Origin of the sequence: Colwellia sp. BRX8-9, from assembly GCF_014077245.1 — a bacterium.
In the GTDB taxonomy this organism is placed as follows: domain Bacteria; phylum Pseudomonadota; class Gammaproteobacteria; order Enterobacterales; family Alteromonadaceae; genus Colwellia_A.
Window position 1 is genome coordinate 254215 of record NZ_JACGVN010000003.1, and the last position, 20793, is coordinate 275007.

22 protein-coding genes are annotated in these 20793 nt (G+C 37.5%); 10 read left to right on the plus strand and 12 right to left on the minus strand.

All coding sequences use genetic code 11. From position 1 onward, the window contains the following. Positions 1–54: 54 nt before the first annotated feature. Positions 55–879, minus strand: coding sequence for an SDR family oxidoreductase (locus tag H4J70_RS04125; protein WP_070377001.1), 825 nt, complete (start codon positions 877–879; stop codon positions 55–57). Between the two features lie 179 nt (positions 880–1058). On the opposite strand from H4J70_RS04125, the gene H4J70_RS04130 reads away from it, so the two are divergent. Further along, the gene (locus tag H4J70_RS04130; RefSeq protein ID WP_070374168.1) at positions 1059–1442 is read left to right on the plus strand and encodes a YkgJ family cysteine cluster protein; all 384 of its coding nucleotides are present in this window, start codon (positions 1059–1061) and stop codon (positions 1440–1442) included. Here the strand turns inward: H4J70_RS04130 and H4J70_RS04135 are convergent. From H4J70_RS04135 to H4J70_RS04145, 3 genes are all read right to left on the minus strand, one after another. Next, positions 1439–2620: a DEAD/DEAH box helicase gene (locus H4J70_RS04135; RefSeq protein ID WP_182221630.1), complete on the minus strand. Its 1182-nt coding sequence runs from the start codon at positions 2618–2620 to the stop codon at positions 1439–1441. The two genes, H4J70_RS04130 and H4J70_RS04135, sit on opposite strands and share 4 nt — an antisense overlap. Before the next feature lie 4 nt (positions 2621–2624). Continuing rightward, complete coding sequence (locus tag H4J70_RS04140; protein WP_070374170.1) at positions 2625–3083, minus strand: DUF1456 family protein; 459 nt, start codon at positions 3081–3083, stop codon at positions 2625–2627. Between the two features lie 189 nt (positions 3084–3272). Continuing rightward, positions 3273–4877: an ABC-F family ATPase gene (locus H4J70_RS04145; RefSeq protein WP_070374171.1), complete on the minus strand. Its 1605-nt coding sequence runs from the start codon at positions 4875–4877 to the stop codon at positions 3273–3275. Between the two features lie 308 nt (positions 4878–5185). Here H4J70_RS04145 and H4J70_RS04150 point away from each other — a divergent pair, with 308 nt between their 5' ends. Beyond that, positions 5186–6130 carry a response regulator gene (locus H4J70_RS04150; protein WP_182221631.1) on the plus strand — a complete coding sequence of 315 codons (945 nt, stop codon included), beginning with the start codon at positions 5186–5188 and terminating at the stop codon, positions 6128–6130. Between the two features lie 90 nt (positions 6131–6220). Further along, positions 6221–6541 (plus strand): GIY-YIG nuclease family protein, encoded by a 321-nt coding sequence (locus H4J70_RS04155; protein ID WP_182221632.1) that lies wholly within the window; start codon positions 6221–6223, stop codon positions 6539–6541. Between the two features lie 55 nt (positions 6542–6596). On the opposite strand, the gene H4J70_RS04160 is transcribed toward H4J70_RS04155, so the two are convergent. Both H4J70_RS04160 and H4J70_RS04165 read right to left on the minus strand, forming a co-directional pair. After that, complete coding sequence (locus H4J70_RS04160) at positions 6597–7118, minus strand: NUDIX hydrolase (protein WP_182250672.1); 522 nt, start codon at positions 7116–7118, stop codon at positions 6597–6599. A gap of 266 nt (positions 7119–7384) precedes the next feature. Continuing rightward, on the minus strand, positions 7385–8209 hold the full coding sequence (locus H4J70_RS04165) for a zinc-dependent peptidase (protein ID WP_182221633.1): 825 nt from the start codon (positions 8207–8209) through the stop codon (positions 7385–7387). Between the two features lie 259 nt (positions 8210–8468). Between H4J70_RS04165 and H4J70_RS04170 the strand changes: the two genes are divergently transcribed. The 4 genes from H4J70_RS04170 (at position 8469) to H4J70_RS04185 (ending at position 14108) form a co-directional block, all read left to right on the plus strand. Then, complete coding sequence (locus H4J70_RS04170; RefSeq protein WP_182214843.1) at positions 8469–10556, plus strand: dipeptidyl-peptidase 3 family protein; 2088 nt, start codon at positions 8469–8471, stop codon at positions 10554–10556. A gap of 237 nt (positions 10557–10793) precedes the next feature. After that, entirely contained in the window at positions 10794–12953 is a 2160-nt protein-coding gene (locus H4J70_RS04175) for a S46 family peptidase (RefSeq protein ID WP_182214841.1), read from the plus strand. Positions 12954–13023: 70 nt separating this feature from the next. Next, positions 13024–13467, plus strand: a complete 444-nt coding sequence (locus H4J70_RS04180; RefSeq protein ID WP_182244049.1) for a disulfide bond formation protein B — start codon at positions 13024–13026, stop codon at positions 13465–13467. After that, complete coding sequence (locus tag H4J70_RS04185) at positions 13464–14108, plus strand: thioredoxin domain-containing protein (RefSeq protein WP_182214838.1); 645 nt, start codon at positions 13464–13466, stop codon at positions 14106–14108. Before H4J70_RS04180 ends, H4J70_RS04185 begins: the two co-directional genes overlap by 4 nt. Before the next feature lie 136 nt (positions 14109–14244). Here H4J70_RS04185 and minE read toward each other — a convergent pair whose 3' ends face one another. From minE to H4J70_RS04210, 5 genes are all read right to left on the minus strand, one after another. Next, positions 14245–14523 carry a cell division topological specificity factor MinE gene (minE, locus tag H4J70_RS04190; RefSeq protein ID WP_070374180.1) on the minus strand — a complete coding sequence of 93 codons (279 nt, stop codon included), beginning with the start codon at positions 14521–14523 and terminating at the stop codon, positions 14245–14247. 1 nt (position 14524) lies between these two features. Further along, positions 14525–15334, minus strand: a complete 810-nt coding sequence (gene minD, locus H4J70_RS04195; RefSeq protein ID WP_070374181.1) for a septum site-determining protein MinD — start codon at positions 15332–15334, stop codon at positions 14525–14527. A gap of 28 nt (positions 15335–15362) precedes the next feature. Continuing rightward, a complete protein-coding gene (gene minC, locus H4J70_RS04200) occupies positions 15363–16082 on the minus strand; it encodes a septum site-determining protein MinC (RefSeq protein WP_182243183.1) in 720 nt (239 codons plus the stop codon). A gap of 91 nt (positions 16083–16173) precedes the next feature. After that, positions 16174–16455 carry a cell division protein ZapA gene (locus H4J70_RS04205; RefSeq protein WP_182214834.1) on the minus strand — a complete coding sequence of 94 codons (282 nt, stop codon included), beginning with the start codon at positions 16453–16455 and terminating at the stop codon, positions 16174–16176. Then, positions 16455–16727 carry a DUF904 domain-containing protein gene (locus tag H4J70_RS04210; protein ID WP_182214833.1) on the minus strand — a complete coding sequence of 91 codons (273 nt, stop codon included), beginning with the start codon at positions 16725–16727 and terminating at the stop codon, positions 16455–16457. Before H4J70_RS04210 ends, H4J70_RS04205 begins: the two co-directional genes overlap by 1 nt. Positions 16728–17262: 535 nt before the next feature. Here H4J70_RS04210 and H4J70_RS20985 point away from each other — a divergent pair. Next, entirely contained in the window at positions 17263–17535 is a 273-nt protein-coding gene (locus tag H4J70_RS20985; RefSeq protein WP_404842483.1) for a GIY-YIG nuclease family protein, read from the plus strand. Positions 17536–17695: 160 nt separating this feature from the next. Here the strand turns inward: H4J70_RS20985 and H4J70_RS04220 are convergent, their stop codons facing one another. Beyond that, positions 17696–17971, minus strand: a complete 276-nt coding sequence (locus H4J70_RS04220; protein WP_182244047.1) for a GNAT family N-acetyltransferase — start codon at positions 17969–17971, stop codon at positions 17696–17698. Between the two features lie 198 nt (positions 17972–18169). Here H4J70_RS04220 and H4J70_RS04225 point away from each other — a divergent pair, with 198 nt between their 5' ends. Continuing rightward, positions 18170–19141: a DnaJ C-terminal domain-containing protein gene (locus H4J70_RS04225; protein WP_182250666.1), complete on the plus strand. Its 972-nt coding sequence runs from the start codon at positions 18170–18172 to the stop codon at positions 19139–19141. Positions 19142–19330: 189 nt separating this feature from the next. Beyond that, positions 19331–20557 (plus strand): DEAD/DEAH box helicase, encoded by a 1227-nt coding sequence (locus H4J70_RS04230; protein ID WP_182250667.1) that lies wholly within the window; start codon positions 19331–19333, stop codon positions 20555–20557. The last annotated feature ends 236 nt before the right edge of the window (positions 20558–20793 follow it).

Genomic DNA, 20793 nt, shown 5'->3' on the forward strand with positions numbered 1-20793 from the left:
GTTACCTTTTAAAAATGAATAATATTTTTTGTTAGTTTACCTTATTTTAGCTCATTAACCTTTAGCTAAAAGGTTATCGAGCCAACTTGTCGGTAGTATACGTTTGAATACGGCAAATAGTTTAGTAGGCACGGTAATTCTGTATCTTATTTTCGGGCGTTTACTCTCTAAGGCATGGATCAACGCTTTGGTGACATCTGCCGCTTCTAAGGTAAATTTTGCATTCGAGGTTTTACTGGCCAGCCTTGCTATTTGTTGTTGATACTCAAGATGATGGGCACTGTCTTTAGCGTCAATGTTGGCTGTAAAAGCACTTAAGGCATTGGCGCGAAATTGAGTATTAATGGGACCTGGCTGTAAAAGTATCACTGCGATATTCGCTGATCTCAATTCTAACCTTAAGGTGTCAGACAAACCTTCAACAGCATATTTTGAGGCATTATAAGCGCCACGATAAGCCATAGAAACAAAGCCTAACACTGAGCTACATTGAATAATTCGGCCATGACCTTGCTTGCGCATAACCGGAATAACTTGTTTAGTCAGCTCGTGCCAGCCAAAAACATTGCTTTCAAATTGGCTTATAAGCGCTTGAGTTGGTAAGTCTTCTAATGCGCCCGGTTGACCATAGGCACCATTATTAAAAAGAAAATCTAATGTCCCCCCAGTTTCATTGAGCACAAAAGCAAGTGCCGCATGGATACTGTCAACTTGGGTTAAATCAAGCTGGCAAGCGGTTAAACCTTTTTCTTGTAGCATAACAACATCGGCTTGTTTTCTTGCGGTAGCAAAAACTTGATAGCCTCTTGTTGATAACGTCAGAGCCGCATCTAAACCAATACCGCTTGAACAACCTGTTATTAAAATAGATTTTTTCACGCTGTTATTATTACCTGTAATTCGAAAATTTGCTTTATTGTCGGTGAGCATACTGGGGATATCAAATCAGTACAAGGCGAGATAATTAATTGTATAGATAAACACGAATGCCCAGCGCAATAATTGTTAGGCTAACATGATACACTTTTGTTTAAACACTAAAACGAGTTAAGCAACCATTGAAAGATTGTAATCAATGTGGAAAATGCTGTATAAAATATGGCGACGGAGGCATAGCAGCTTCGATTGAAGATATTGAGATGTGGGAAATTTTTCGCCCTCATATTCATCAATATGTAATAAAAGATAAGATTTGGTTTAATCCTCAAACCGGTAAACAACTGACACAGTGCCCTTTTCTAGAAAAAATGCCTAACCAAGATGCTACCGAGCAAGTTAAATATACTTGTGCAATTTATCAAGACCGCCCTGAAGACTGCCGGGATTATCCGAGTAATATCAGTGAGATGATCAGGGATGAGTGTGAAATGATAGAAATCATCGATTTAACCCATCCCCAACAAGCGCAATACAAACTTAATAAATTAATGAGCCGTAGTTAACGTTTATTTTTTGGCACATAATTTAGAATAGAAAGTGGCACCACTTTTTTGACTGGAAATCCTTCAAATTCTTTGCGTTTAATAACATGCCCTAAACGGCTTTCTATCGCACACAAGTTTCTAAAGTTGTCCTTGGCTACAAATGATACCGCTTCTCCAGAGGCTCCCGCTCGACCTGTTCGGCCAATACGGTGAATATAGTCATCGACTTGATCAGGTAAGTCGTAATTAACCACTCGAGTGAGCTCGCCGATATCAAGACCGCGTGAAGCAATACCTGTAGCGACAAGAAACTTAATTTTACCGGCTTTAAAGTCATTAAGAACTTGTTCTCGCATCGCTTGTGTTCTGCCACCATGAATAGACTCGGCACTAATGCCACGTTTTTCTAGCTGGCTAACAAGTTTAGCTGCACCGTGTTTTGTTTCGATAAAGATCAGCGCTTGCTGCCATTGATGTTCAATAATTAAATGGCTCAGTAATGCCGACTTATTACCTTTATCAACCGTTATTAACCATTGATCAATTTTAGGTTTAGAGGCGCTATTATTGCCGATAGAGATTTCTGTCGCATTACTAAAGGTACGCTTTGATAACGTTCGAACATCATCAGAAATAGTGGCTGAAAATAATAAGTTTTGACGTTCGAGTGGCAAACGTTCAATGATTTTATTAATATCTTCAATAAAACCCATATCAAGCATTCTATCAGCTTCATCTAAAACAAGGACTTCAAGTTCATCAAAATGCAGAGCACGTTGATGAGCCATATCAAGTAATCGCCCGGGAGTCGCAACAACAATATCAACCCCCCAAATAAGCTTCTGCCTTTGCGGTTCAATGTCAGTACCACCGTACATTGCCATCGAGCTTAGGTCTAAATACTTACCATAATCACGGATACTTTGTTCTACTTGAACGGCAAGTTCACGTGTTGGGGTAAGAATAAGCGCTCGAATACGTTTGCCACGTAATTTTCGTTCGGTATTAAGTTTTTCAAGTATTGGTAAAACAAAACTGGCCGTTTTACCGGTACCTGTTTGCGCTGCAGCAACAAGGTTCTTTCCCGATAAAATAACCGGAATGGCTTTTTTCTGAATAGCCGTTGGCTCGCTATATTTTAAGTCAGCAAGTGCTTTTAAAAGCGGTTCACTTAATCCCAGTGTCGAAAATGGCATAATACTATCCTTGAAGTTTAATTTTTAAACCTTTAATAAAGGTCGATAAAACTTCATCACTACAATCTCTATAATGTTTATTATTGATGCTTCGAAAAAATGCACTTAATTCATATTTGGTTAAGCTCAACTCGGCTAATTCAAGCGTATCAATCACTTCATCAGCTTGTAGAGAAAAAGCAATTTTTAACTTATTAAAAATAGCGTTATTAGTTAAGACAGCTTCAGGAACCGCTTGTGGTCCTTCTTTTGCGCCTCTTCTTTCAACAATCAAGCCATTGAGGAAACTAGCAAATTCTACGTCAAGTAGTTCAACATAAGTCTCATCGTCTTTTTCTTTATAAAAACAAACCAATTGCTCTGCTGATATTTCACAAGCGTTTAATTTAAAGACGGCACGGGTTTTTTCGTCATCAAAATCAAGTAAAGTACTTAAGCGACGAAGAATATCATTGTTTATCATGTTTAGACCTAGAGAACGTTGTTAAGGTGAAGGCAGCAGTAGAGTTGTCTTCAGAATGGTAGAGAGTATAGCGCACTCATTTTAAATGTTGGCTAACTCATTTTTTTATCTATAAATAGTGCTTAGTTAAAGCGTTAAAAACGCCATTAAAGGCGTTTTCAACAATCAAATAACTCAGCTAAAAGAGGACTAAGCTCTTTTTTGAGCCTGTATTTGGCTATCAAGATATTCATCTAATGAACCTTGAAAATCAACAAGCTTTTTATCTTTAATATCGATAATACGGGTTGCTAAGCTAGAAACAAACTCACGGTCATGACTAACAAAAATTAGCGTACCTTCAAAGTCTTTTAGCGCATTGTTTAATGCATCTATCGCTTCGATATCCATGTGGTTAGTTGGCTCATCCATAATTAATACGTTGATATCAGCCATCATTAAACGACCGAATAACAAGCGATTCTTTTCACCACCTGAACAGTTACGTGCTTTCTTGTTAGCATCATCATCAGTGAATAACATACGTCCTAGCATGCCACGAACACTTAAATCATTGTGACAAGGTCTACGCCATTGTGACATCCATTCCATCAATGTTAAGTCGTTGTCAAAGAATGAACCACTATCTTGTGGACAATAACCCACAGAAGCATTTTCAGACCATTTAACAACACCTTCAGTCTGCTCTAACTCGCTCATTAAACAGCGTAGCAACGTCGTTTTACCAACACCGTTTTCTCCGATGATAGCTAGTTTAGCGCCCGCTTCTAACAGTAAATCACCTTTAGAAAACAAAGTAACACCGTCAAAACCATGAGCTAAACCTTCAAGCTCTAGTGCTTGTCTGTGCATTTTCTTGCCAGGGGCAAAAGCTATTTTTGGGGTGATACGACTTGAAGACTTTACATCATCAAGTTTAATTTTATCCATTTTCTTAGCACGAGAACTTGCTTGTTTCGCTTTAGAAGCGTTAGCGCCAAAACGGTTAACAAAGTCTTGCAACTCAGCGATCTCAGCAACTTTTTTATCATTACCGGCTAATAATTGTTCGCGTAACAAACCAGACTGCGCGAGGAAGAACTCGTAATTACCCGGATAAACGCGTAATTCACCGTAATCAATATCAGCCATATGTGTACATACTGAATTAAGAAAATGTCTATCATGAGAAATAATGATCATGGTACATTTACGTTTGTTTAACTCAGCTTCTAACCAACTGATGGTATGGATATCCAAGTTGTTGGTTGGCTCATCGAGTAACAAAATATCAGGGTTAGCAAATAAGGCTTGTGCAAGTAAAACACGAAGTTTCCAACCTGGAGCAACTTGTTGCATTGAACCATAATGAAAAGATTCTTCGATACCTGCTTCTAGTAGTATTTCACCCGCGCGACTTTCTGCGGTGTAACCGTCCATTTCAGCAAATTCACTTTCTAGGTCACCAACACGCATACCATCGGCTTCGCTCATTTCAGCTTGTGCGTATATAGCATCTCTTTCTTGCTTTACTTTCCATAATGGCATATCACCCATAATAACAGTGTCAATAACATTGTGTTGTTCAAAAGCGAACTGGTCTTGACCCAACGTACTAACTTTGTTGCCAGTACTTACCGAGACATTGCCTGAACTTGGTACTAAGTCACCACTGAGTATCTTCATGAATGTAGACTTGCCACAACCATTTGCGCCGATCAAACCGTAGCGGTGACCATTGCCAAATTTAGCCGAAATGTTTTCAAACAAAGGCTCTGCGCCAAATTGCATTGTAATGTTAGATGTAGTGATCAAAGATAAATTCCTAAATAGTGCTAACTAAAATTGTTAACCAGCAACGGTGAAGATAGCAAAAATAGAAACATATTTAAGACCATCAAAATAAAGTGGCGCATTATACAGTAAAAACTCTATTTTCTCTACTTAATCCTTAAAATTTTTGGTTGTTTTTTCACCAGTATCAACACAGAAGTGATTAGTGCTTGATATATTATTAAATAAAAATAATCAAAGCTCGTTAATCGCCTAGGGTATTTGCTTGCAAAACCTTATTTGCTCTAGTATTTTGTTCGCACAATAAAAATAATAAATGCGGATATTTCATGTCTATTGATACAATTTATAAAGTCACTTTACATCCTTTCATTAATGAATCTATTGCTAGCTTAAAATCGATGACCAGTTTATCGGGGAGCGCCGGCGAAGCTTTTATGGATAAAGTTGAAGACTTTCGCTTTAAAGGTTATGCCGTTTGCTCTGATATTACCGGCTGTTTAGATGGGGTAATTATGATGCATCATTACCCAGAAACCGCAGTAGCTATTGGTAATTCTGTTTGCCAAAATATGTTTGATGAAGCATATGATTACCCAGAAATAAATGACGAGTTAAGTAATGCTTTAGCAGAATGGGGCAATACCATTGTTGGCCGAGCAACTGATTTACTGAGCCGCAACAACTTAAAATTTGATTTTTCTAGCCCGTATTTTATCCATAATTTTAAAGATATGGAAAAATACTTAGCAGGCGTTAAAGAGATAATAACGGTGCCAATTACCGTTGAAGGTGTTGGTCGATACTATTTTAATTTATTGGTGCGTAATGTTAATTTTCAAACCAGTAATGTTGAAAGAGAACAAAGCTCAGGCATTGCAAACCCACACAGCACACCTTTACCACTAGAGAGCAAAATATTACTTGTTGACGATAGTGCGATGATACGAAAAGCAATAAAACGCTTTTTAGCTGGTTTAGGTTATGAAAATGTTATTGAAGCAGACGATGGTAGTACTGCGGTAGAAGCGGTAAAAAATCAAGCACCTGACTTCCTTTTCATGGACGTCGTGATGACTAAGATGAACGGTAACGAAGCATTGAAAGCTATTCGTGCCAGTGGCTCAAATGTACCTGTGGTAATGTTGTCTTCGGTTACCGATAAAGGACTCGTCGATGAATGCCAAGCAAGTGGCGTTTCTGGTTTTATCTTTAAGCCAATTCAAGCCAGTAATGGCGCAGAAATAATTAAAGACTATTTAAAAGTAGTGTAAGCCCGTACATATTTATTTGATCAGGTACTTTATTTCAAAGATAAAGTACCTTTAAACTATTTGATATAAAAAAGAAGTTTTATAAAAGACATGGAAAAAGACACTGTTTCAACGGGTAACGTTTATGTGATGACTCACTCTTTTTTTTCAGATGTGATAAGAATAGGCTGTACTCCAGATGATCCGGTCGAATACGCTCGGTTACTATCAAAAAACTCGCCAGGTGATTACTCGCTGGTATTTTCTTTAGCGTGTAACAACCCGTGCGCGATAAAAAAGAAAATACGCGAATATCTCAACGCACAAGAATACGTTAATGAGTTTTACCAAGTATCAGCAGTGGTCGCAGCAAAACTGCTAAAAAGAGAAACCTTAAGAATTGCCATTACTAATGAAGTAAGTACTGACTAAGTTTTATAAAAAACGTCCCTGCCCCGGACAATAGCCACAATAAAACCACTTAACCCTATTTGACTAGTAGCTCACTAACAATAAGCTTTAACAAAAAAGTTTCCCGTTCAATAGAAAGTCCCTTTTTTAGACTATTCGCTATTGTTTGCTCATTATGACTAATCGCTTGATGTATATTCATCCAAACTGGATGCATACCATTGTTAATTTCATGCGCTTCAAGCTCGGTTTCAAGTAACTCTTCATCTATTGAACAAATATAACAATAAGACTCCATATGAATAAGTTCGAAGCCGGGCTTATGCCAAGGTCTAAACTCTTCATATAAACCAAACGCTTGAATATTTTGCACATTATGCGCGCCAGTTTCTTCTTTTAACTCGCGCACCAAACCGGCAACATTACTTTCACCTTCGTCGATACCGCCACCGGGTAAACTGTAATCATGATACCGCTTGGTATAAAGCAAAAGTATATCTTCGCCTTTTAAGACAATAGCCCGCGTTGCTTTTCGAGTAAATTGGCGTGCTGACATATCACGAATGTCAGGATGAATAGTTGATTTTAGTAAACGCATAGCAGGATCTTTAGAAATATCTAGAAAATCATCACCATTAAAACAAGAAGTTGTTAACTCCACACCCTAACCGTAATAATTTTAAACAACAGGTTATGAGCATCTTACTACAGTGAAGATAGATTAGCCGAAGATTTTATAGCTCCGCATAAATAGTACCCAGTACTAACAGGAGCTTGCGCTATTATTTTGGTATATCAATAAAGTATTTTAGAATAATCACCAGATTTGTCATTATTAAAGTGATGTTATCTGTCATATGAATATTAAGCCCAGTGAACAGGATCAACATGATAATAATTTTTAAGTTGCTGATAGAGCATCGGATACTTAGCATGAAACTGTTTAGCTTGCTCAAAAAATACTTCACTGGTAACAGCAAAAAATTCAGCCGGATTTGTTGCTCCGTAATAATCAAATAATGAGGGTGCTCCGGTTCTTGCTTGCATCTTTAACTGTTCAAATTGTAGAGAAAAAGCAGCAGACCAACCTTGATAGCTCTGCCCTTTATCCAGGATAGGCGCACCGTTAGCGCTGCCATTTTCTTGGTCTAGCTGATGGGCAAACTCATGAATGACCACATTACGACCATCATCAGGTATTTTTGCACCGTCTAAAGTATCTTGCCAAGATAATACAACTTTACCAAAATCCCATGATTCACCCGCCAATGCTACTTTTTGTTGGTATCTTAAGCCATCAGTCCCCATATTTTGCTGTTGCTTAATAAAAGCACGAGGGTAAACCAGGATAGTTTGTAATTTAGGGTAAAAATTAGTCTTGCGATTAAGCAACAATAGACATGCTTGGGCAGAAATCGTTATACGTATTTCATCGGTTATTTTAACACCGTTACAACCAACGAAGGTTTTCTCCGCCAAGAATACCTGAATATGTTGCTTTAACTGCAACTGTAAATCTGTTGGCATTTGTCCAAAATAAGGCATTCTTTGTTGAATGATTTTTCGCCATGTTTTTTTAAATGGCTGACGCCTTATTTTATCTCGCTGATATTCTCGCCAGTAAGGCTTACCGACAGAATAGCCAATAAGTAAAACGCCAATAAATATGGGAAGAAGATAAGACAACATAATGAACTTTACTGGTTAGGATTTACTATGATGTAGGTCCGCTATGATTAAATATCAAGCTATTGCCGCTATATTTCATCATTAAAAACGCTAAATATTAATTTTTCCGTTCTTTAAGAAACCTTTTAAGCTAAATACTGATTGTTGCCAATAAAGTTAACAGGTATACATATTGCGACATTGTGAGTATTATTTTAGCGTTAAGTAATACTTATAATAAAAGGCTCGATCGCAGGGCAATACTTGGAATTAAAACCACATGAAATTATCAAAAATATCTGCAGCGTTAGCAGCTGTGCTCGCTTTTTCTGGCTGCTCTGAACAAGAAACAAGCAGCAATAAAGCAGAGCCAAAGCAAACTCATCAAGCGACAGCAACTAGCAACAATGAATTTAAATGGCAGGTAGACCGTTTTGCTGATATCCGTGTTATACGTTATCAAGTACCTGGTTTTGAAGAGTTGCCTCTAGAAACTAAAGAGTTGTTATTTTATCTTTATAAAGCAGCGCTTTCTGGTCGTGATATTACTTGGGATCATAACTACAAATACAACCTCACCATTCGTCATACACTAGAAGCGGTTATTGCTGATTATGCCGGAGACAAAAGCAGCGAAGAATTCAAAAAGTTCAATGAATACACCAAACGTGTTTGGTTTTCTAACGGCATTCATCACCATTATATGTCAGGTAAATTCAGCCCTGAATTTAGCCCTGAAACTTTTGAACGCTATGTCATGTCAGTTGCCGAAAAAGGTAAATTACCCTTAAATAAAGACCAAAGTGCTGAGCAGTTAGTGGCCTTACTAACGCCTATTTTATTCGACCCAACGGTCGCACCTAAAATGGTTAATCAGTCTGCTAACATTGATAATGTTGTTGCCTCTTCCGTTAACTATTATGAAGGCGTTACCGAACAAGAAGTTGAAAACTTTTATAAAAATAAGGTCGATGTAGACCCTAAGCGTCCAGTATCTTGGGGCTTGAATTCTAAATTAGTAAAAATTGACGGCAAGATAGTTGAACAAGTGTGGAAAGTTGGTGGTATGTACGATAAAGCCATCAGTGAAATTGTCTTTTGGCTAGATAAAGCAGCAACCGTTGCTGAAAACGAGCAACAACGTAAAGCCCTAACCTTGTTATCTAAATACTATAGAAGCGGTGATTTAAAAGACTTTGACGACTACTCTATTGCTTGGGTTAAAGACGTTAATTCAGATGTTGACGTAGTAAATGGTTTCATCGAAGTTTACGACGATCCTCTAGCTTACAGAGGTTCATTTGAATCCGTTGTTTCGGTAAAAGATCACGAAGCCACCAAGGTGATTGCTAAGATTGCCGCAGAAGCTCAGTGGTTTGAAGATAATTCACCACTCATTGAAAGCCATAAGAAAAAAGAAGTCAAAGGTATTACCGGTAAAGCCATTACAGTTGTTATTGAATCTGGCGATGCTTCTCCTTCTACGCCTATTGGCATTAACTTACCCAACGCTAACTGGATACGCGCTGAGCATGGTTCAAAGTCGGTAAGCTTAACTAATATTGTTAGTGCTTATGACAACGTAAAAGGTGGTTCGTTAGCCGAGTTTGTTTGGGACGATGCTGAACTTGCCCGCAGCAAAGAATTTGGTCCGTTAGCGTCTCACTTACATACCGATTTACATGAAGTTGTTGGTCATGCTTCGGGGCAAATTAACGAAGGCGTTGGCACACCTAAAGAAACGTTAAAGCAATATTCGTCAGCCCTTGAAGAAGGTCGCGCCGACTTAATTGCCTTGTACTATCTTATGGATCAAAAATTAATTGATATGGGTGCAATGCCAAGCTTAGAAGTGGGTAAAGCAAGCTACGACAGTTATATTCGTAACGGCATGATGTTGCAATTAAGGCGTCTAAAAGAGGGTGAGCATATTGAAGAAGCACACATGCGTAACCGCCAGTTAATTGCAAGTTGGGCATTTGAAAAAGGTGCCACTGACAATGTTATTGAAAAGCGAGTTCGTGATGGAAAAACTTTTTTTGTTGTCAACGACTATCAAAAGCTACGGACATTATTTGGCCAATTATTACGTGAATTACAACGAATAAAGTCTGAAGGTGACTTTGCTGCAGGCCAAGCTTTAATTGAAGGCTATGCGGTTAAGGTTGACAAAAAATTGCACTTAGAAGTGTTGAGCCGTTATGAGAAACTTAAATTAGCACCATATTCTGGTTTTGTTAACCCTAAATTAGAGGCCGTTTATCTAGGTGATAAAATGACTAATGTTAAAATCACTTACCCTGATAACTTCCAAGAGCAGATGTTGGAATATGGTAAAGATTATGGTTTATTGCCCGTTTTAAACTAAAGTCAAAACCTCTTAAAATAACGTAAACGTTATCAGAAACCAAGGCGTGTGATCACAATAATCATACGCCTTGTTTATTTTGCTTAAAACGCCCTCTTTATCCTTAAAGTTATCTTTGGCATAATGTCGATTAGCAATATTAAGTAAAAACATGACAACTAAGTATTTTATAATATTTACGCGCAGCTTATAACTATAAAATTAAAACTATAAATTAATACAATCCAGAGAATTCTAATGAAAAAAACAACGATTCTATTATTAGCGATGGCTTCAACATTTGCCACAGCTGATGAAGGTATGTGGCAACCTCACCAATTGCCAAGCATTGCATCAGAACTTACCCAAGCAGGTTTAAAATTAAATCCTAACGATTTAACCGATCTTACTGGTTTTCCTATGGGTGCTATTGTCAGCCTTGGTGGCTGCACGGCTTCTTTTGTTTCTGATAAAGGCTTAGTTGCCTCTAATCACCATTGTGTTTATGGCTCTGTTCAATACAACTCAACAGCAGAAAACAACCTACTCGCCAATGGTTTTCTAGCAAAAACCTTTGATGAAGAGCTACCCGCTACACCCGGCAGTCGTATCTATGTAACAGAAGAAATCAATGATGTTACCACGTTAATTAAAGGCAGTATTACCGAGAACATGTCGGGCTCTGAGCGCTATAAAGCCATAGATAAAAACTCTAAAACATTAGTAGCTGAATGTGAAAGTGATGACAAATATCGTTGTAGTGTTGTCAATTTTCATGGCGGTTTAGAATATTATTTATTTAAACAATTAACTATTCGCGATGTTCGTTTAGTCCATGCTCCAGCAAGTAGTGTTGGTAAGTATGGTGGCGATGTTGATAACTGGATGTGGCCACGCCACACCGGAGACTATGGTTTTTATCGTGCATATGTCGGTAAAGATGGGCAACCCGCCGATTTTAGTAAAGACAACGTACCTTATGAGCCAAAGCATCACCTAAAAGTGAATAAAAGTAGTGTTGATGAAGGCGATTACATTATGGTGCTAGGTTACCCAGGACGCACCAACCGTTACCGCACTGCACTTGAGGTTGAAAACCAATTTACTTGGACTTACCCTAATGCTAAAAATTATCGTGAAGAGCTTATCGACTTAATTCATAACGAGTCTGCACCAGAAAGTGAAGCGAGAATAAAGTACGAAAGCACCTTAGCCGGCTTAGCTAACTACGCAAAAAATTACGGTAGCATGATAAAAAGCTACAATAAAGGCACAACGTTAGCCCGTAAACAGCAACTAGAACAAGACTTAAGCGCTTGGATCAATGCTGATAAAATGCGAAAGGCTAAATATGGCAACGCACTTACCGGCCTAAATAAGCTACTAAAACAAAACCAAAAAACTCAAGCACGCGATCTTATTCTAGGTTATATGGCTTACAACAAAATGTTAAGCACCGCTTATCGTTTACATCGTTTAGCCGTAGAAAAAAACAAACCAAACGTAGCGAGAGAAAGAGGTTACCAAGAACGTGATCTTGCACGTTTTGAACAAAGCATGAAAACCTTTAATCGTCGATTCGACGCGAATATCGATCAAAAGATCTTATTCGCTATGTTGACACATTATGTTGAATTGCCTAAATCAGAACGTATTCTCGCCATCGATGAATTTTTTGAACTTGAACAAGGGCTAAATAAAAAAGCCTTAAGCACTAAGCTTGAAAAAATGTATCAAACATCAACAATTGCTGACCAAGAAACTCGCCTTACTTGGATGAATAAATCGGTAGCCGACTTTGAAAAAAGCTCAGATCCCTTTATTCAACTTGCCGTAAAGACTTTTTCTGTAAGAAAAGCACTTGAAGAAAAAGACGAAGAATTGTCAGGTAATATTCAAGCTTATCGTCCTAAGTATATGGAAGCGTTAATCGCCTATTTTAACGATAAAAAACTCCCTGTATACGCAGATGCTAACAGTACATTACGTATTACTTACGGTAACGTAAAAGGTTATTCGCCAGTAGACGGACTCACTGCAACACCTTTTACCACACTTGAAGGTATAGTAGAAAAAGACACAGGTATAAAACCTTTTAATGCGTCTAAAAAACAACTCGAGTTAATTAAGAGTAAAAATTATGGCGAATACGCTAAAAAAGAACTCGGCTCAGTGCCAGTAAACTACCTAGGCACATTAGATATTACCGGTGGTAACTCTGGCTCACCTACTCTCAACGATAAAGCAGAATTTGTTGGTTTAGTCTTTGACGGTGTTTATGAAAGTATTATTGGTGATTGGGATTACGACACTAAATTAAACAGATCGATTCACGTTGATATTAAATACATGTTATGGGTGATGGAACATGTTGACGGCGCGACCAATCTTATTGAAGAAATGGATATAGTTGAATAATTAACTTAATTTTATTTACCTTAAAAATCCGGCTTAAGCTGGATTTTTAACGTTAACTAAACGAGATTATATGAACGATATACTTGCTAACAATACGTTATCCAAAGGTTGGTTGTTACTCTTTTCAGTTTGGGTACTCGCCACCATAAGCACGCTTGCTAGTTTATTTTTTAGTGAGGTTGTTAAACTCCCCGTTTGCTCTTTGTGCTGGTATCAGCGAATTGCTATGTACCCTTTGGTCGTTATTTTACCAATGGCTTTATTTCCATTCGACGCTAAAGTGACCCGCTATGCGAGTGTATTGGTTTTATTTGGCTGGCTAACCGCATTATTTCATGTGTTATTAGTGGCCGGTTATATTCCTAAAAGCGCACAGCCCTGCGTACAAGATATTCCTTGTTCAGAAACGCATCTCAATGTTTTTGGGTTCTTAAATATGCCAATGATGTCTTTACTAACCTTTAGTCTCATGGCTTTATTATTATTTTTTATGACTAAATCGGAATCATCATGAATAAAAAAACACTTTTCATTAGCGCCAGCCTTATTATCCTTTTGGCTTTTATTGGCGCAGCAACAATATTTAAAGCAAACAATAGCCACCAGAGCGCTAAGGTTGAAAACCTCGACATCATTGAACGTGTTGGCGCGCCAATAAAAGGACCGTTAGAGGCAAAAGTGACCATTGTCGAATTTTTCGATCCTGCTTGCGAAACATGTTCAGCTTTTTACCCACTGGTAAATAATTTAATTAAACGCTACCCTGGTAAAGTTAAGGTTATGATGCGCTACACCCCTTTCCATAAGGGTTCAGATCAAGTGGTTAAACTACTTGAAGCCGCACACTTACAAGAACAGTTTTGGCCGGCAGTAGAAATTTTATTTGCCAAACAGCAAGCCTGGACTCGCCATCATGTTGCTCAACCACAAAGTGCTCGTGCGTTATTAAAGGACTTACCTTTAGATAGCGCACAGTTTATGCGTGATGTCAGTAGCGAAAACGTTAGCAAGGTTATAATGCAAGATATCGCAGACGGTAAAACCCTCGAAGTTCGAGCAACGCCGCAGTTTTTTGTTAATGGAAAACCTCTGGTTAATTTTGGCTACGAACAGTTAACTCAGTTAGTTGAAGAAGCCATCGCCGAAGCCTACTAAGTGTTAAAAACAAGATGACGGTAAAATGTATAATCATTTTATCGTAAAATAAAATGAAAAAGGCGCGTATTCCCTCAAAGAATACGCGCCTTTTTTATGTTTACCAATAAGGTCTGATAAAAAATATCAAATCGACTTAGTTAATACTGTTCTCATCACTTAATTCAATATTAAGTTCTAAGACATTTAAATCGCCACCTTTATTATCAAGGTTTATCGAAAAACTTTCATCGGTGACTTTAATGTACTTACGCAATACCTCAAGGATATCCGCAGTGAGTTGCGGCAAGTAATCAGGCTGTTTATTTCGACTATTGCGCTCATGTGCAACAATAATTTGTAAACGTTCTTTCGCCTTAGAAGCGGTTGTTACCTGTTTTTCTTTTTTACGTAAAAAATAATCAAGTAATGCCATGTTATCCTCCAAACATACGACTAAGAATGCCTTTTTTCTTGGCATGTAAAAATCTAAAATCAACGGTTTCACCTAAAAGGCGATCAACCACATCCTGATACGCTTTTCCTGCATCACTTTCAGTATCTAAGATCACTGGCTCACCGGCATTAGATGCCTTAAGTACCGCTTGTGATTCCGGAATAACACCTAATAAAGGTATTGATAGAATATCTACCACATCTTCAACACTTAGCATTTCACCATCATCAACACGCTTAGGTGAATAACGCGTTAATAATAAGTGTTCTTTAATAGGTTCTAAGCCAAGCTCAGCTCTGCGAGAACGGCTAGCTAACATACCTAAAATTCGATCAGAGTCACGAACCGATGAAACTTCAGGGTTAGTAGTGACTATAGCTTCATCAGCATAATAAAGCGCCATCATAGCGCCTGCTTCAATACCCGCTGGAGAATCACAAACTATATAGTCATAGGTTTTACCAAGCTCTTCAAGAACCTTACCAACGTTTTCTTTATTTAACGCATCTTTGTCACGGGTTTGTGAAGCAGGTAATATAGATAAACTACTGACACGCTTATCTTTAATTAATGCCTGATTTAGGGTGGCTTCACCATTAATCACATTAACAAAGTCATAAACAACTCGGCGTTCACAGCCCATAATCAAATCAAGATTTCGTAAGCCTATATCAAAATCAATTAACACAACCTTTTGACCTTTTAACGCCAAACCAAGACCGATTGCCGCACTTGATGTCGTTTTGCCAACCCCGCCCTTTCCTGATGTAACTACTATTATTCGTGCCATAGACCGAATATCCTTTATAAGTTAAAAGTTAAATAAGTTTTGATGACGTTAATTCACTGTCAGTCAAATGTATATATACGGGTGAGCCCCAATGTTGCTCCATTGACTCGCTTAGCCAATAGTTACCATTAATCGAAACTAATTCGGCTTCAAGATTTTGGCAATATATTTGCGCATGATGGTGACCTGTTGCGCCGGCAATGGCTCGACCACGTAACGAACCATAAACATGAATATTACCATCAGCAATCACTTCAGCTCCAGCAGATACTGAGCCAATAACCACTAAATTTTGGTCTTTAGCATAAACTTGCTGACCAGAACGAATTTGACCACGATGTATTTTATCGCTGAAAAGTCCACGATCTGGTATATCGGCTATCGTTTCAGTTTTTGTAATTTCTGGTTTTTCTGCACGAGGCGCTTTATCTAAAGACTGGTTTTTTGCTGTATTAACAAATGAAAAGCCAAGTTCGCGGATCAACGTTCGTTGTTCTTTAGCTATCAACCCCGTAAAGCCAACAAAGGTAAAATTGAATTCTTCAATTAATGATTTGATTGCTTGATAGTCAACCGAACCCTCTAATTTTTCAATACTAACCACAATAGGAACAAGATAAAAAAAATCTGGCGCTTGCGCGACTTTGTTTGCTAAATCAGACCGAATATCTGCTAATTTTGATGTTTTTAAATGTAAAACAGACAGGGTAAAGCTTGAACCTTTAAATTCAATGCTAGCATCAGCCATAGCTAAATTTTTCCTAAGTATTAAGTAACGATGATTACCACTATCTTAACTTACTCAGCGATAGTGGCAATACTAGAAAAGGTGAAAGTGTTTATAAAGCGTTTTTAAGTGTCGAAATCAACACTTCTTGTCTGTGTTGATTTTGCTCAATTTTATTATTTGCTATTAATAATGAATAGCTTAAATTAATTGACGCAACTAATAAAGCACGCTCGCTGCTAGCATTTCCTCTTTGCTGTTTAATGTCATCGCACATAACAGCAAGTTTACTAGCCGCTTCCTTTAAATCCTCTGCCTGTTCAGCTGGGCAAGAAAACTGATGTAGCTTACCCATAATTTCAATGCTGATGCCATTAGAGTCTTTAATAGACATTAACTAAGCTCTTCTGCACTTTGCAATTTAGCTAATAAAGCAGTTAATACATTATTTGTTTGTTTCTGTTTTTCTTCACCTTCTAAGACTTCAAGCTGAAAGGTTTCATTTTCATCGACAAGCAAAGCTTTTTGCTCTGCTAATTCTGCCACTTGCTGAGCTAAGCCTGCTTTTTGCTCTGCTAATTCTGCTATTTGGCTTTTTAATTGGTTATTTTTATCAATGATTTTTTCGATCAGTTGTTCGAGTTGTGGGAGAGTATTTTCGTTCATAAGGCGCTCTGGTTAACTGTACTAATTAAGGGCGGCAAATTTAATATAAAGTGAGGCAGAATGCTACTTTTTACGACAATTATCGCCTTAATTTGTGTAACAATTATTAAAGATAGAATAGATTAATAAATCACGTTTAAAAAACAAGCGCTTCGACCAAATAACAAGCGGTAAATATAAGAAGTCTAGCCGGTAAATTTTTATATTAATTAACACCAATACGCATTTAACAACGCAAACTATCTTAATCTCGACCCTTTTTTATCACTAAATTAACTGACCTTTCTCTAACCTCCTTATCAATAACTAAAACATTGACCCGCATCAAGTCTGCGTTCAAATAATAACGCAACGACATAAATAACAGTTCGAGATCAATATTCGAGACAAAGAACTCGATAAAATAACGTCATAGATAAAGATAAAGACAATAAGTCACTACATTTTATTACTCAATGAGAACAAACTTATGAGCTTAAAAAATTCCCGCTTGGTTAACCCACTTGATAATGTTTCGTTTGGCAATGTCTACATAATGACACATTCTATTTTTTCAAATGTAATTAGAATAGGGTGTACTTCGTGCAATACTGAAGAATATGCAAAGTCGCTGTCAAAGAAGAGTCCAGGCCATTATCAACTCTTTTTTTCTTTGGCATGCGAAAATCCGTGTAAAGTTAAAAAGCAGATAAGACCGTATTTTGATGCGAAAAAATACGTTAACGAGTTTTATGAAGTGTCGCCTGAAATAGCAAGAAACCTATTAAAAAGAGAAGTGTTAAAAATACCCGTTTTAAGCGTGCACTAAACTATTTTTATAGGGTTGATTTTAATAAGTACTGATTAATATACTATTAAGATGACGGTCAACATTATGGAAATAACAGATTGGTTATAAGCGCCTATAGATAAACGTGACTTTATTCATTTTAAAACTCATCGCTAATGGCGCTTTTTATTGTCAATAATTATGCAAATAAGTCACTTGCTTCAGGGTGTTTTTCTAAATATTTGATAATGTATGAACACTGCGCAACCGCTTTTTTATTATCAATTTTTATCTGCTGAAGAACATCTTCTAACAGTGTTTTTGCTAGGCCTTTCCCCGCTAGTTCATCAGGAACAATAGTATGGGTTAAGTGCATATTACCGTTTTGATCATCGTAAGTGATATAAGCAACCGCGCCATCGATATGGTATTCGTATTTACATTCGTTTGCGTTATGTATGAGCGTGTAAGACATTATTTTTCCTTAAAAGAGATTAAAACGACTTCTTTCAAAAATAGCATGAAAGATCTAAATCTACCTGCCATATTTTACTGAAAGTGTCACATTACTGACATTCATCATATTTATTTATTCTTATAATAACACCATCAAATTGGACTAGTTAACATTAGGCCAATATTTATCTGCCGGTTTACTACGCAGGAGTTCACTGTGAATTATAAAGATTATTACAAAATTATGGGCGTTGATAAAACGTCGTCTCAGGATGAAATTAAAACATCATATCGGAAATTAGCACGAAAGTTTCATCCCGATGTCAGTAAAGAAAAAGATGCAGAAGCTCGCTTTAAAGACATTAATGAAGCCTATGACGTGTTACGCGATAAAGAAAAGCGCGCCGCTTATGACCAACTGGGTAGTAATTGGAAGGCGGGCCAAGCAGGCTTTACCCCGCCACCTAAATGGCAAGAGCAATATCAGCAAGGTAATGGGAATTTTAATGCCGGCGGTCAAGGCGACTTTAGTGATTTTTTTGAATCATTATTTGGTGGCGGCTTCAACGCAAACCAGCATTCATCGCGTGGTCCTCAGTCTAGGCAAGGGCAAGACAGTCATGCAAAAGTATTAATTGACTTACCTGATGCATATACCGGGGCAACTCGAAGCTTTACCTTGCAAGATCAGATGGTTGATGAACATGGACAAGCACAATCAAAAGCGCGAACCTTGAAAATAAGTATTCCAAAAGGTATTAAACCCGGACAGAAAATTCGTTTACAAAAGCAAGGTGAAACAGGTTTTGGCGGCGCTAACAATGGTGACTTATATATTGAAGTAGGCTTTAACCCTCATCCCTTATATACCATTGAAGGGCAAGACATCACCACCGAGCTTACTATTAGCCCATGGCAATCAGCACTAGGTGAAAAAGTAAAAGTGCCAACACCAACAGGAACAATTGATTTAAGCCTGCCTAAATTAGTAAGTAGTGGTGCTAAAATGCGTCTAAAAGGTCGGGGCTTACCAGGTAAAATTGCTGGAGACTTTTTTGTAAAACTTAAAATTGTTTTTCCAAAAAGCTTATCCGCAGCAGAAGAAGCGCTATACCAATCTTTAAAAGGACTCGCAAATGATACTAGCAAAGATGAAAGTGAAGATGACAAGGTTAAACAAAGTAGTTAAACAAAGTATTTAGCGTCTGCTCGGAGTAATAGACTAACAGGTAATGGTTCGCAACAAAGTAACATATTTTTGATAACCGGTATTATTGAAGTGAGAACCCGTCAGAAAAAGCCACCTTTAATACGTCTTAAATATATTAAAGCATTCTGTTAGAATAGTCGGCTATTGATTAAAGGACACCGAGGCAGCATGTCAGAATTTACAGAATTTTCACTTTTAGAGTCAATTATTGATCGCGTTACTCTTAAGGGCTATAAACAGCCTACACCGATCCAAAAAGAATGTATTCCGGCTCTTATTAATGGGAATGATCTTCTTGGTATAGCGCAAACGGGAACAGGAAAAACGGCGGCTTTTTCACTGCCTATTATCAATAATTTTGGTCGAAATAAAATAGATATTCAAGCGAAGAGCACGCGTTCGCTAATACTAACGCCAACGAGAGAGCTCGCCTCGCAAATAATGCAAAACATTGATGACTACTCTGAAGGTTTAGAACTTAAAACTAAGGTTGTTTATGGTGGTGTAGGAAGACAAGCTCAAGTTGACTCGATCGCGCTCGGACTTGATATTTTAGTGGCAACCCCTGGACGATTATTAGATTTAATTGAAACGGGTGATATAAATTTTAAGGCGTTAGAAATATTTGTCTTAGATGAAGCAGATACTATGCTTGATATGGGTTTTTTTAAAGATGTTCAAACCATTATATCTAAACTGCCAAAGAAGCGACAAACACTATTGTTTTCAGCGACTATGCCCGCTGAAATAGAAATACTGGCAGAAGCAATATTAACAGATCCAATAAAAATTCAAGTTGCGGCTGAAACGGTCACTATCGATTTGGTTAATCAAAGCGTATACCATCTTGATAAAGCGAATAAAGTACCTTTACTCTTTAATATATTACAAAAACCTGAATTTGAAAAAGTGCTTATCTTTTGTAAAACAAAGTATGGCGCTGACATCATTGTTAAAGCATTAGAAAAAGCATCGATAACAGCCGCTAGCCTTCACAGTAGTAAAACACAAGCCGTTAGAGAGGAAGCGCTACAAAACTTTAAAGATTCTAATCTAAGAGTATTAGTTGCCACTGATGTTGCTGCTCGCGGAATTGATGTTAATAATATTACTTTAGTTATTAACTATAACCTTCCTGAAGATCCAAGAAATTACATACATCGTATAGGGCGAACAGCTCGGGCCGGTAAAAGTGGAATGGCCATTTCATTTGCTGTAGAAAATGATATGAGGCAATTAATTAATATCGAAAATAGCATAGGACAAGTTATTCCTATTGTTACGGAGCAGCCTTTTCATAAAGAGTTTTCAAAATTGCCTAAAGAAGTCAAAAAAAAGGTAAGTAAAACAAATAAGACGAACAGAACGAATAGCACAAGAAAAAAAAGAAAATAAGGATAGCTATAAAGTAGCCAACTAAAGATTTTTAGCTCGGCTACAAATATCAACCGTAGATGCCTTTTAGAGTGCTTTTTTTTGCGGTGAAGATAAGTACACTGGGCAAAAGTTTATCAGCATTAACCTAGTTGCGGTGCAAATGAGCACCATAAATTAAGTAATATGTTTAACGATTAATTTTAGTGCGCATGCGGTAATGGCTAACCACACCTATGAGTACTATTCGTTGAGTC

What these genes read in the sequence shown, in the direction of transcription:
- H4J70_RS04165 (WP_182221633.1), bottom strand. Translation starts at nt 8,209, where the DNA reads ATGTTGTCTTATCTTCTTCCCATATTTATTGGCGTTTTACTTATTGGC.
- H4J70_RS20985 (WP_404842483.1), top strand. Translation starts at nt 17,263, where the DNA reads ATGACACATTCTATTTTTTCAAATGTAATTAGAATAGGGTGTACTTCG.
- H4J70_RS04135 (WP_182221630.1), bottom strand. Translation starts at nt 2,620, where the DNA reads ATGCCATTTTCGACACTGGGATTAAGTGAACCGCTTTTAAAAGCACTT.
- H4J70_RS04175 (WP_182214841.1), top strand. Translation starts at nt 10,794, where the DNA reads ATGAAAAAAACAACGATTCTATTATTAGCGATGGCTTCAACATTTGCC.
- H4J70_RS04210 (WP_182214833.1), bottom strand. Translation starts at nt 16,727, where the DNA reads ATGAACGAAAATACTCTCCCACAACTCGAACAACTGATCGAAAAAATC.
- minE (WP_070374180.1), bottom strand. Translation starts at nt 14,523, where the DNA reads ATGGCATTACTTGATTATTTTTTACGTAAAAAAGAAAAACAGGTAACA.
- H4J70_RS04230 (WP_182250667.1), top strand. Translation starts at nt 19,331, where the DNA reads ATGTCAGAATTTACAGAATTTTCACTTTTAGAGTCAATTATTGATCGC.
- H4J70_RS04150 (WP_182221631.1), top strand. Translation starts at nt 5,186, where the DNA reads ATGTCTATTGATACAATTTATAAAGTCACTTTACATCCTTTCATTAAT.
- H4J70_RS04170 (WP_182214843.1), top strand. Translation starts at nt 8,469, where the DNA reads ATGAAATTATCAAAAATATCTGCAGCGTTAGCAGCTGTGCTCGCTTTT.
- H4J70_RS04155 (WP_182221632.1), top strand. Translation starts at nt 6,221, where the DNA reads ATGGAAAAAGACACTGTTTCAACGGGTAACGTTTATGTGATGACTCAC.
- H4J70_RS04140 (WP_070374170.1), bottom strand. Translation starts at nt 3,083, where the DNA reads ATGATAAACAATGATATTCTTCGTCGCTTAAGTACTTTACTTGATTTT.
- H4J70_RS04185 (WP_182214838.1), top strand. Translation starts at nt 13,464, where the DNA reads ATGAATAAAAAAACACTTTTCATTAGCGCCAGCCTTATTATCCTTTTG.
- H4J70_RS04160 (WP_182250672.1), bottom strand. Translation starts at nt 7,118, where the DNA reads ATGCGTTTACTAAAATCAACTATTCATCCTGACATTCGTGATATGTCA.
- H4J70_RS04205 (WP_182214834.1), bottom strand. Translation starts at nt 16,455, where the DNA reads ATGTCTATTAAAGACTCTAATGGCATCAGCATTGAAATTATGGGTAAG.
- minD (WP_070374181.1), bottom strand. Translation starts at nt 15,334, where the DNA reads ATGGCACGAATAATAGTAGTTACATCAGGAAAGGGCGGGGTTGGCAAA.
- H4J70_RS04220 (WP_182244047.1), bottom strand. Translation starts at nt 17,971, where the DNA reads ATGTCTTACACGCTCATACATAACGCAAACGAATGTAAATACGAATAC.
- minC (WP_182243183.1), bottom strand. Translation starts at nt 16,082, where the DNA reads ATGGCTGATGCTAGCATTGAATTTAAAGGTTCAAGCTTTACCCTGTCT.
- H4J70_RS04180 (WP_182244049.1), top strand. Translation starts at nt 13,024, where the DNA reads ATGAACGATATACTTGCTAACAATACGTTATCCAAAGGTTGGTTGTTA.